The sequence below is a fragment of the Roseofilum capinflatum BLCC-M114 genome, assembly GCF_030068505.1.
GTDB classification, from domain to species: domain Bacteria; phylum Cyanobacteriota; class Cyanobacteriia; order Cyanobacteriales; family Desertifilaceae; genus Roseofilum; species Roseofilum capinflatum.
In genome coordinates this window covers 1-12,068 of record NZ_JAQOSO010000094.1, presented here as the reverse complement: position 1 = coordinate 12,068, position 12,068 = coordinate 1, and the positions used below count along the sequence as shown (strand labels likewise).

Here is a 12,068-nt window from a genome sequence, read left to right as displayed (position 1 = left end):
TGCACGGTTTTGAAGTAGAGGTGGGGTAGGTGACTACCTCATCGACTATAACGAACGGAACGCAGTGGAGTGAAGCAATCTCTGCCATCTCGCTAGTCTTGGCGTTTGGGCTTCGCGGACATGAAAATTGTTAATTGTTAATTGTTAATTGTTAATTGTTAATTGTTCTTGCATCAGCCAAAAGCCAGCAAAGGATTCTGAATCCGGATTGGACTGAATCGCGATAAAATGAATCCCTTGAGACTTCTGTTTTGCTTGTTCAAAACTTTCGCCTTCCTTCAGTAACTGGGGGGTATTCAAGTTAGCTAAAACCCAGCTATCATTGACTCCGGTTTCCAGTAATAATCTGGGTTTCTTAGTCCTATCTTCTCGATTTTCCATCACTTTTAGGCAGGCTAATTCTAGCCCAGACATCCATCCTGCCATGGGAGTCGCACGGGAAGAGAAGAGAATAATACCCGGAATAGGAGTCGTCTCTGACAAGCCAAAGGGACTTAAGGGAAAAGACTCTTCAAAGGCAATATCCCATTCTGGCATCTCAGCAAAAGCTTGGGCTTCTAGGCTAACTAGGGCCCATTTTTGACCGAGGATGGCATCTGGGAGGGGTTGGGCGATCGCCGAGTCATATCGTACAGAAGGCGAAGAGGCTGCCTTCGCATCATAACCGGCTTCTTGGGGATAGACTTCCTTCTCCCGTTGTTGTATCCACTGATATAGGGTCAACGTGCGGCGGCTGGGAGCTGAGGGAATCGCCAAATCCTTACAGGCTTTGACAATCATGTTATTCATTTGTCGGCGAAAGAAGCGAATTTTACTGGGCCGTTGATTGGCTTTATCCATGGCCTCTAAAATCGCATCCTTTAATTCGCCTGAGTTCACTTTATTACTCGCACAATATCGAGAGTAACGGAACAAGCTTTCCGGGTCAGTCGCGATCGATAAGGGCGTTTCACAAATCAGAATTTCCCAAACTTTCTTATTATTCTCATCCAGAATAGGGCGGGAGTAAAAATCGAGTTCCCAAATAGTTTTCATTGAATCAATTAACCGATAAATGTCCAAATTTCGAGCAATTTTGAGTTAAGGGAGAGGACACAACTTAAACCATGCTTGCTCTCTCCCTTGGGCTAAATCTGTAGCTTAGGTATTTTGCAACGATTTAGCTGCCCGTTCCCGACGAGCCGCAGCACTGGCCATCACTTCCTCCATATTTTCTAACAGTTCTCCGGGATAATTTTCCAAAATGCGGGTAGACAAAGAAATCCGTCCTTTTCCTTCATCAATATTAATAATAATCGCCTTAATCGATTGACCAATGGAAAACTGACTGGACAGAGATTCAATATAACTTTGGCTAATTTGCTTAATATGAATGAGTCCGGTGGTATTGCCTAAATCCACAAACAAACCAAAGGGTTTAATATTGGCAATTCGCCCTTCGACCAGTTGACCCACTTCCAACTGACTAAAGGTAGTCGCTTGAGTGGCTAGACGTTCGGAAAGCACCAACTTACGAGTATCGGGGTTAACTTCCAGAAAGGTAACCGTCAGGGTTTCTCCTTTGAGAGCGTTTAGATTATCCCGTCGATTCAGATGCGATCGCGGTATAAAACCCCTAAGTCCCATCACATCCACCGTCACTCCCCCTTTATTGCTCCCCGTGACTCGGACTTGCAGAGCTTGTTGCTCTTCCTGCTTGTCTAAGAGAGTATCCCAAAGGCGTTGAATTTCCAGTTGGCGGCGCGAGAGCGTTACTTGTCCCTCTTCATTTTGTTCGCGAGTAATTAGAAAATCTAATTCCTCATTCAGAGGTAACACCGTAGACAAATCGGTTACCGTTTCCAAGGCTGCCTCTTGTAGGGGGACAAAGGCAGTCGATTTGCCCCCAATTTCAATATAGGCTCCATCTTGAGAATGAACGGCCACCCGACCGCGTACTGTTTGTCCTTTTTGGAAGGTATAGTCATGCTCTTGCAAGGCTTGGGCAAAGTCATCCTGGGAAAAGCCAATGGAAGAGGGAGTTTCAGAAGAGGGTTTAGATTCAGGGTTCATAACTAGGATCTGAGAAATTAAGAGGCCTGAAGTTGGGTGTGAAACAAGTCTTTCACTTTAGCCCAGGCATCAGTAGCAGCTTTTGCATTATAACTAGACCGGCGATCGCAGAAAAAGCCATGATCGGCTCCATCGTATCGGAAAATCTGATGATCCACCTGAGCCTCCCTTAACGTAGCTTCAATTTGCTCAACTTCCTCAGCAGGAATACTAGCATCCTCATTGCCAAAAAAGCAGTGCATGGTTCCCTTAATTTCTGGGGTGCGGGTAACGGTAGGTTCGCCTCCTCCTGGGGTGAGGGTGGCAATTCCCGCGCCATAGAACGAAGCAGTGGCTTTAATCTCCTCTAAGATAGCGGTTAAATAAACCACATGGCCCCCAAAGCAAAATCCGATCGCCCCAAAGCCTCCCGATTTTAGATTGGGTCGCGTTTTCAGATACTCTAAAGTGGCTTGAATATCACTGAGCAGCTCATCGGCTTTGGTTTTCACCTTATATTCGCGCCCGATTTTAATATCCTCTGGGGTATAACCGGCTTCAAAACCGGGAGCCAGACGCTGATAGATTGCCGGAGCAATGGCAATATAACCCTGTTTGGCGATCCGATCCGTTACATCCCGAATATGTTCATTGACCCCAAAAATCTCCTGTACCACCACCACCCCCGGATGGGGGCCGGGTGTGGTGGGTTCAGCCAGATACGCATCGATGAGTAAGTCGCCATTGGGAACTTGTACGGGGGTAGATTGGATGGTTAAATCGGTCATAATTGCTGGAAAACTTGAGGTTGTGTCTTTCCAATTTTAAGGGAAAACCCAGTTTCTCCAATGCCCATTATCTATTCCCTGTTCCCTATTCCCTGTTCCCTATTCCCTGTTCCCTATTCCCTATTCCCTATTCCCTATTCCCTATTCCCTAGCGCGTTCATGTCCGCGAAGCGGAAAGCGCGATACCTATGACCGTGCGTTTCATGTCTGCGATCGCACAAAGCCCTATATACTAGAAATCAATGACATTGTGGGGGTATCTCTGGGGATATGGTCAAATTTCAGATTCAGCCAGATAGTGACATTCCGGCTTCTAATCAGTTATTTAATCAATTACGCTTTGCGATCGCCTCTGGTCAATACCCTCCTGGCTCCCAACTGCCCAGTACACGCGCTTTAGCCATGCAAACCGGTTTGCATCGCAACACCATTAGCAAGGTCTATCGCCAACTGGAAGAAACCGGATTAGTTGAGGCTCAAGCGGGTTCAGGCATTTATGTGCGCCAGCAGGGACAAGGGTTCCTGACTCAGTATAAATCTCAACTTTTACAAACCTATCCCCAAGCTCAGTCGATTGTCCAAAACAGTCTCAATCAGCTCATTCAACAAGGCTGCTCTCTCCATGAAGCGCGGGAACTCTTTTTAACTGAGATTGATTGGCGTTTGCGCTGTAGTGCGAGGGTGTTGGTCACCGCTCCCACCAATGATATCGGGGTAGGACAATTGATGATGGAAGAATTACAAGCAGCCCTGCATATTCCCGTCCAGTTGGTTCCCTTAGAAGAATTAGACGATCTCTTGAATCATACGCGATCGGCGACCGTCGTCACCAGTCGCTATTTTTTTGGCGATGCTGAAAAAATTGCCGCACCCAAATCCGCACGGGTGGTTCCCGTAGAAATTTATGACTATGCCTCAGAAGTCGAGTTAGTCAAAGGCTTACCCAAAGGCACATATTTCGGGGTAGTCAGTCTCTCCCATGGTATTTTACGCGCCGTTGAAGTGATTATCCATAGTTTGCGCGGAGATGATGTATTAGTCATGACAGCCCATCGAGATGACCCCTATAAACTCAATGCCATGGTGAGAACCGTTCAATATATAGTCAGTGACGTTTCCAGTTATGACGCAGTGAAAGCAGCCCTGCAAGCAGCCAGAGAAGATATTATTCGCCCCCCTCGCTTAATTCAAACCGACAGTTATATCGATCAATCCTCTATTAATCGCCTGAAACGAGAACTGGGTTTAGATTAAGTCTTGAGCCTAATAATTCTGTTACTGCTTCTACTGGAATGGGTTTAGAGTAAAAATAACCTTGACCATATTCACAGCTAAATTGTTGCAGCAGTTTATGCTGTTCAATCGTTTCAATCCCTTCCGCCACAATATCCATCCCTAGATTATGGCCTAAATCAATCACTGCTTTAATAATTTCTCGATATTGCGATGAAGCTTTTGATTCCAAATTGGTGAGAAAACTGCGGTCAATTTTTAGGGTATGCACGGGGAAACGATACAGATAGCTCAAGGACGAATAACCTGTGCCAAAATCATCAATACAAAGTCGGATATGACGGGCTTTGAGTTGTTGAAAAATGAGATTAGCGACTTTAGAATTATCCATAATCACACTCTCGGTGATTTCTAGTTTCAGGCATTCCCCCTCAATCTCGGTTTCCTCTAGAATGCGATCGATTTGTTCAATTAAATCTGGTTGGGCGAATTGTTTCACCGACAGATTGACATTCATGGTTAGTGGGGGATAATCGGGGAATTGAAGATTCCAAAGATGCAATTGCTGACAGGCTTGCTCCAGTACCCAAGTGCCTATGGGTAAAATTAACCCCGTTTCTTCAGCAATGGGAATAAATTCAGCCGGAGAAACGAACCCCAATTCGGGATGATGCCACCGCAGAAGCGATTCAAAACCGGTCAGTTGGCCAGTCTGTAATTCGATAATCGGTTGATAGTAAACTTGTAATTGCTGGCGTTCAATGGCTCCTCTAAGGTCAGTTTCGAGTTTGAGGCGGTTAACAGCTTGGGTATGGAGAAGGGTATTAAAGACAGCATAGCGCCCTTTTCCGGCGGTTTTTGCCTGGTACATGGCTAAGTCCGCATCTCTGAGAATGTCCCCCGGTTGGTCATATCCAATCGTGCTTAAGGTAATACCGATGCTGGTATTGGCAAAGACTTGATTGCCATTAAGGTTGAAGGGATGGGAGAGTTTTTGCAAAACTCTTTGGGCGACTTTGGTCGCATCTTGGAGATTGTGAATATTATCTAAAAAGATGGTAAATTCATCCCCTCCGAGTCGGGCGAGCAGATCGCTCGGACGTAGGCAGTTTTCGAGACGACGGGCGATCGCCACTAACAATAGGTCTCCCACCAAGTGACCCAGACTATCATTGATGTTTTTGAAGCCGTCTAAATCGAGAAATAAGACCGCAAACCGATAATTGGGGTCTTTCTGGGTTTGCTCAATAGCTTGTTCTAGGTATTCGATGAATCGGGCCCGGTTGGCCAAATTAGTGAGATGATCGTAAAAGGCGTTATGTTCGAGTTGGTCTTCTGCTTGCTTGCGATCGCTAATATCGGTCTGAATACCGATAAAGTGGGTTAGATGACCCTGGGGATTAAATACCGGCGAAATATGCAGTTCATTCCAAAAGGGTTGACCATCTTTACGCACATTTTGCAGCACCACATGGCATTCTCTAGCTTGTTCAATCGCTTCACGGATTTCACCCAGAGCCAGTTGGTCTTGGTAGTTCCCTTGCAGAAAACGGCAATTCCGACCGAGTACCTCCTCCATAGAATAGCCGGTAATTTTTTCAAAGGCCGGATTGATATAAACCACCGGATTATCCGGTTGAGTCGCATCCGTAATAATCATGCCATTGTCGCTAGAGGCGATCGCCCTCTCCATCAAATTTAACTGCTCTTGAGCTTGCAGGCGAGTCATCACGCTGGTGAGGACATTGGCGATTGTTTGTAAAAATGATACATCTTCTGGAGTAAACTGGCGAGACTCTTTCGCGTACACACTTAAGACCCCAAAGGGCCCCTCAGAACCCGGAATCCCTGAAATCACCGTACTAACCCCGGAAACCACGCGATGATTATGCAACAAGGGAGAACCACTAAAGCGAGTTTCTACTCGTAAATCTTCGACAACAACCGATTGTTCTTGAAATAAAGTATACCCTGCATGACAATTGCTCCGGGCGCTCAACGTCGCTTGACCCACCAATTCAGCTTGCCAACCCACCCCTGCTCTGAGGAACAGAGTCTGCTGATTGGGCAACAGTTCCAAAATCGCACTATAATCTACCGATAGAGTTTTACGGACTAACTCCACCGCCGTTTTCATCAGAGCATCTAGATTGCGATCCGTTAAAGCCTTCTGACTCAGCTCTGAAACCGCCGCTTGTTGCTGTAAACGTGAATGTAATTCAGCCTCCACCTGCTTATGGTGGGTCATATCTTGACCCACAGCATAAATTAATTCCTCATCTGGATAAGGAACCACAGTCCAAGCAATCCATCGATAGGAACCATCTGGAGCGCAACATCGATTTTCCACATAAAGACTCGGTGTCCCTGAAATCAATTGCTTCAACCCGAAACGAGTGCGTTGTTGGTCTTCGGGATGAATAAAGTCCAGGAACTTCCGGTCAGATAGCTCTTCTGGGCTATATCCTAATATCGTCTTCCAGGCAGGATTAAGGCTTTTGAGAACTCCCTGAAAGTCAATCGTACACAGGAGTTCTAGAGATAGGTCAAAAAACCGTTCCCCATGATTGACTTCACCGGTAATAGAACTCTCTTGCCAATGAAAGGAGCGAGTTTGTAGGGTGGGCTTCTGAATTTGCTGAAGATGTTGCTGCACTGCGACAATCCCTATGGAGCTTTTGAATCAATCGTCAAATACGGCCAACTCTGTGGGAGTGAACCGCGTTCAGGAGAATATCTAAGGTATTCATTTTATTCTCTTGTTCTTTCTAATTATATCAAATGATACATAAATTACAAATTTTTCTGGTAGACTTTAATTTAGCCCTAGATTAATCGAATTATTATAATAGAAAAAAATCTATTATAATGAGTTATAGATAGAGTCTCACAGATCGAAGGAGCGATCGCCAGGGATCAATAGAATTAGAGTCTAAATTTCAATTTTTATTGCCTATCTCAGGGTGTTTTTTGAGAATTAATTAAATCATTAACAGCAATTAAAGTGATTTATTTGAATTGATAATCAGAGAAAAAAGACAAAAAAAACGTTTTTTGTGGTCGATCTCTCCAAAAAAATCCATAACAATATGCTGGGTTAGATAGGATTCTCAATGGAGATTAAAGGATTATAAATTATTGTTAAAATAATCATTTGTTAATGTTTATTTTACCTAATCTTAACCAAAAAATTACCATAAAAGGTTAATCTGCAATCAACATCTTCTCGTAAACTGAAGATTGGCCTAATCTAAACCTTGTATCTCCATATGTTTTCTCTATCTAACTGCAAGCGTAACAGTCTTTCTTTAGCGATCGCCGCCCTGAGTGCTTTAACCCTAGCCTCCTGTGCTGGCGAAAACACCACCCAAGTGGGCAGCACCACAGGTGAAGCGGCTCCTAAATCTACCAGTAAATTAGCCCTAGCCAGCAACACCAGTTTAACGGGAGCTGGAGCATCTTTTCCCGCCCCCATTTACCAACGCTGGTTCCTTGACTTTAGTAACGCCACCGATAACCTACAAGTAGACTATCAATCCGTCGGTAGTGGCGCTGGGGTGGAACGATTTATGCAAAACTTGGTTAACTTCGGAGCCAGTGACGTGGCCATGAAAGACGAAGAAATCGCCGAAGTTGACCGGGGTGTTTTAATGCTCCCCATGACTGCCGGAAGTGTGGTAATGGCCTACAATCTTCCCGGTGTGGATGAACTCAACCTAACCCAAGAGGCGTTAATTGATATCCTCCTAGGGAACATCACCACCTGGAATGACCCCCAAATTGCCGCAGCCAACCCCGACGCTAACCTTCCCGATACCAACATCACCGTTGTATATCGCTCAGACGGTAGCGGAACCACCGGTGTATTCACCAAAAATCTGAGCGCCATGAGCGAAGAGTGGAAAAACCAAGTCGGTGAAGGCAAAACCGTAGAATGGCCCGTAGGCATTGGCGGAGCCAAAAATGATGGGGTCGCCGCCCAAATCCGGCAAACCGAAGGAGCCATCGGTTATCTAGAGCAAGGGTTTGCCAAAAGCGCCGGCTTGAATATGGCAGCCCTAGAAAACAAATCGGGTAACTTTATCTATCCCTCAGATGAAGCCGCATCTATCGCTTTAGGAGCAGTAGAATTACCAGAAAACTTGCGTGCGTTCGTCACCAACCCAGAAGGAGCAGATTCCTATCCCATTGTCACCTATACTTGGTTGCTGGCCTATAAGCAATACGACGATCCAGAAATCGCCAAGTCCCTAGAAGCCGTGATTGAGTATGGTCTGAATGAGGGACAAGCCATTAGTTCTGATTTGGGCTATATCCCCTTACCAGATAACGTGCGCCAAAAAGTGGCTGAGGTGGCTGATACGATTAGCCCAGAATACACCATCGAATTGAAATAGATGGTTTAGTTCCTTGTGCTGCTGGGAGTAAGGGGCCTCCCTTACTCCTCATCTGTACACTCGACCCTAATTATTGATAGTCTTCATATGGTATCTGTAGCAAAACCTGAATCCGGGCGATCGCGCTCGAATATGGAAAAAACACTAGATCGAGGTTTCATTGGCCTGACCTTTGCTTTTGCCCTCTCCATCGCCGCCATCCTCATTATTATTATCTTTACCGTCGGTCAGGGGGCTATCTCGGCTTTGCAAGAATTCGGCCCAAGCTTCCTCTTTCAGAGTGCCTGGAACCCAGTCGAAGATAAATATGGCATTTGGCCGATGATTTACGGAACCATGATGAGTTCCGCCATTGCCCTCTCCATTGCCGTACCCCTCGGTCTAGGAACCGCCATTTTCCTCAGTGAAGACTTTATTCCGGTTAAGATCCGTACCGTGCTAGTCTTTCTCGTCGAACTGCTGGCCGCCATTCCCAGTGTAGTTTATGGCTTGTGGGGAATTTTCGTCCTCATTCCCATCCTTAAACCCATTGGTGACTTTTTGCACGACAACTTTGGCTGGTTTCCCCTCTTCAGCACCCCTCTAGCTGGCCCAGGCATGTTACCGGCGGGTTTAGTCCTATCGATCATGATTTTACCCATTATTACGGCGATCGCCCGCGACTCCCTCGCCAGCCTACCCCCAGACCTACGACAAGCCTCCCTCGGCCTCGGAGCCAGCCGATGGGTAACCATTTTTCGCGTTCTCCTACCAGCCGCCTTTTCCGGCATCGTCGGTGGCATCATGTTAGCCCTTGGTCGCGCCATGGGAGAAACCATGGCCGCCACCATGCTCATTGGTAACTCCAACCAAATGAAGCTCTCCATCTTAGCCCCCGGCAATACCATCGCCTCCCTAATGGCCAACCAATTCCCCGAAGCCTCCGGACTCCAAGTTTCTGCCCTCATGTACGCCGGCTTAATTCTCATGATTCTCACCCTAGTCGTCAATGTACTAGCTGAATGGATTGTCAACCAAGTCAAAGCCAAATATGAGTAATTAGTAATTCCCCCATTCCCCATTCCCCATCCCCCATTCCCCAATCCCCTTGCATTATGAGCCTTTCTACAGAATCCCAGTCCCTTGCCAAGACTCTGATCCGAGATAATCGCCGTCCCAGAGCCATATTTGACATCGCAATGACTGCTATTTCTGGGATTTGCATTGGACTCACCGTCCTACCCCTGTTTGCAGTCTTAACTTACGTGATGATTAAAGGCGGCTCGCGGCTGAGTCTAGACCTGTTTACTAAACTGCCCCCAGCCGCCGGCCAGACGGGAGGAGGAATTGCCAACGCTATTCTAGGAACCTTTATCACCGTCGGCATTGCCAGCGTTATAGCCGTTCCCATTGGCGTATTAGCGGCTGTATATCTCTCGGAATTTAGCTCTAGTAGCCAAAAGGCTCGCCAAGTGGCTCGCTGGATTCGCTTTGCCACTAATGTTCTCAGTGGTGTCCCCTCCATTATTGCCGGGGTCTTCGCCTATAGCCTAGTCGTTTTAACCACAGGAACCTTTTCCGCCTTTGCTGGAGGTGTAGCTCTCTCGGTACTCATGTTGCCCACCATCATTCGCACCACCGATGAAGCCCTGCAAATTGTGCCCCAGGATATTCGCTGGGCATCCGTTGGGGTGGGTGCATCCAATTATCAAACCGTCCTCAAAATCGTCTTACCTGCTGCTCTCCCTGCCATTTTGACTGGAGTGACTCTAGCGGTTGCCCGCGCTTCTGGAGAAACCGCACCTCTGCTCTTTACAGCCCTCAGTTCCAATTTTTGGCCCAGAGGCTTAATGTCGCCGACTCCCTCCTTAGCGGTGTTGGTTTACAACTTTTCCACCAGTTTCGATCTCAAGCTTCAAGAATTAGCTTGGGCAGCCTCTTTAGTGTTAGTCTTTTTAGTTCTAATCAGTAGTATTATTGCGCGGTTAGCCACCCGTCAAAGTCAATTTTAAGAGATTTTAAGTTAATCTAGAAAATGAGGAAATCTAATGACAAATCCAGACTCAACTGTTCTTAATGAAACAGAAACCGTTCTCAAAACTGAGAATGTTAGTATCTTTTACGGTGATTTTAAGGCCGTTCGGGATGTGTCGCTGGACATTCCCAAAAACCGTGTCACCGCCTTTATTGGCCCATCAGGATGTGGGAAAAGTACGATTTTACGATGCTTTAATCGTCTGAATGATTTGATTCCCATATTTGATATAGAAGGTCGTATTTTTTACCATGGTCAGAATTTATATGAAAGCAATATTGACGCAGTAGAAGTGCGGCGACGGATCGGCATGGTGTTTCAAAAGCCCAATCCTTTCCCCAAATCCATTTATGACAATATTGCCTATGGGGTGCGGATTAATGGGTTAGGTAAATCTAAGCAAGAGATTGACGAAATTGTAGAGCGATCGCTCCGTCAAGCGGCTCTGTGGGACGAAGTGAAAGATAAAATGCATCAGAGTGGGTTTGCTCTCTCTGGAGGACAACAGCAGCGCTTGTGTATTGCTCGCACCGTTGCCATTAACCCGGATGTGGTGTTGATGGATGAACCCTGTGCTTCTCTCGATCCCATTTCTACCCTGAAAGTAGAAGAACTGATCCATGAGCTGAAAGAAAATTACACCATTGTGATTGTCACGCACAATATGCAACAGGCTTCGCGGGTATCCGATATGACCGCCTTTTTTAATGCGAAGGCGATCGAAGGGGGCAAACGGTTTGGGTATTTAGTCGAATATGACAATACAGAAGATATTTTCCAAAACCCCCAAGAAGAAGCCACTCAACAGTATGTCAGTGGACGGTTTGGCTAAAATTAATATCGCCAATGTCCCCATTCACGATAGGATCATCCTAATTTGAATCTCAATCATGCAGTTTTTGTTGATCCTTATGAAGCGATTTTTGGCACGATTGCTACCCGTGATTTTGGTAGCCATCATTGGTTTAGTAGGCTGTTCCAATACCCCTTCCCTGATTACGGGAAATTATTCTCAAGATACCTTGAATATGGTCGATAGCCTACGCACAGCCATTGAACTCCCTGAAGATGCTCCCAATAAGGCTGAAGCTCAAGCTCAAGCCAGGGAGCTGATTAATCAATATGCGTCTCAGTATCGTCGGGACAAGTCAGTATCGACTTTAACTTCTTTTACTACCATCCGCACTGCCCTCAATAGTTTGGCAGGACATTATAGTTCCTATCCCAATCGTCCAGTTCCAGAGAAACTGAAAAAACGGATTAATCAAGAGTTGCGCCAGGTGGAAGCAGCCCTTAAGCGCGGAACATAATGACGGGTAATAGGTAATGGGTAATAGGTAATGGGTAATAGGGAATAGGTAATGGGTAAACCGTTTTTCCCTAGAGAATACCTTCGCCATTTTCCCGTAGGTTGGGTTGAACGAAGTGAAACCCAACGTATTTGTTGGGTTTTCGGCTGTCGCCGACATGCACGTTCCTCAACCCAACCTACGAATCAAGGCATTTTTGGTTTTGGCGAAGGTATTGCCTAGAGAAACCCAGTTTTACTTATTATAGTCAATTCAAATAACAGTGAGACATTTTTGTAGGGGCGAGCGGCCGCTC

General features: G+C 46.1%; 10 protein-coding genes. 6 read left to right on the top strand and 4 right to left on the bottom strand.

Features of this window, described 5'->3' with window-relative positions:
• Positions 1-144: 144 nt before the first annotated feature.
• From PMG25_RS18130 to PMG25_RS18120, 3 genes are all read right to left on the bottom strand, one after another.
• A complete protein-coding gene (locus tag PMG25_RS18130; protein ID WP_283768301.1) occupies positions 145-1,035 on the bottom strand; it encodes a Tab2/Atab2 family RNA-binding protein in 891 nt (296 codons plus the stop codon).
• 105 nt (positions 1,036-1,140) lie between these two features.
• Entirely contained in the window at positions 1,141-2,052 is a 912-nt protein-coding gene (locus PMG25_RS18125) for a S1 RNA-binding domain-containing protein (protein WP_283768300.1), read from the bottom strand.
• A 17-nt stretch (positions 2,053-2,069) separates the two neighbouring features.
• A complete protein-coding gene (locus PMG25_RS18120; protein WP_283768299.1) occupies positions 2,070-2,819 on the bottom strand; it encodes a dienelactone hydrolase family protein in 750 nt (249 codons plus the stop codon).
• 270 nt (positions 2,820-3,089) lie between these two features.
• Between PMG25_RS18120 and PMG25_RS18115 the strand changes: the two genes are divergently transcribed.
• Entirely contained in the window at positions 3,090-4,073 is a 984-nt protein-coding gene (locus PMG25_RS18115) for a GntR family transcriptional regulator (protein WP_283768298.1), read from the top strand.
• Here PMG25_RS18115 and PMG25_RS18110 read toward each other — a convergent pair.
• Complete coding sequence (locus tag PMG25_RS18110) at positions 4,039-6,708, bottom strand: GGDEF domain-containing phosphodiesterase (RefSeq protein ID WP_283768297.1); 2,670 nt, start codon at positions 6,706-6,708, stop codon at positions 4,039-4,041. The genes PMG25_RS18115 and PMG25_RS18110 overlap by 35 nt on opposite strands.
• 613 nt (positions 6,709-7,321) lie before the next feature.
• On the opposite strand from PMG25_RS18110, the gene pstS reads away from it, so the two are divergent.
• The 5 genes from pstS to psb27 all read left to right on the top strand — a co-directional run bounded on the left by pstS (position 7,322) and on the right by psb27 (position 11,773).
• Positions 7,322-8,449, top strand: coding sequence for a phosphate ABC transporter substrate-binding protein PstS (pstS, locus tag PMG25_RS18105; protein ID WP_283768296.1), 1,128 nt, complete (start codon positions 7,322-7,324; stop codon positions 8,447-8,449).
• An 87-nt stretch (positions 8,450-8,536) separates the two neighbouring features.
• A complete protein-coding gene (gene pstC, locus PMG25_RS18100) occupies positions 8,537-9,487 on the top strand; it encodes a phosphate ABC transporter permease subunit PstC (protein WP_283768295.1) in 951 nt (316 codons plus the stop codon).
• A gap of 56 nt (positions 9,488-9,543) precedes the next feature.
• Positions 9,544-10,440, top strand: coding sequence for a phosphate ABC transporter permease PstA (pstA, locus tag PMG25_RS18095; RefSeq protein WP_283768294.1), 897 nt, complete (start codon positions 9,544-9,546; stop codon positions 10,438-10,440).
• Between the two features lie 36 nt (positions 10,441-10,476).
• On the top strand, positions 10,477-11,295 hold the full coding sequence (pstB, locus tag PMG25_RS18090; protein ID WP_283768293.1) for a phosphate ABC transporter ATP-binding protein PstB: 819 nt from the start codon (positions 10,477-10,479) through the stop codon (positions 11,293-11,295).
• A gap of 79 nt (positions 11,296-11,374) precedes the next feature.
• Complete coding sequence (psb27, locus tag PMG25_RS18085; RefSeq protein ID WP_283768292.1) at positions 11,375-11,773, top strand: photosystem II protein Psb27; 399 nt, start codon at positions 11,375-11,377, stop codon at positions 11,771-11,773.
• Positions 11,774-12,068: the final 295 nt, after the last annotated feature.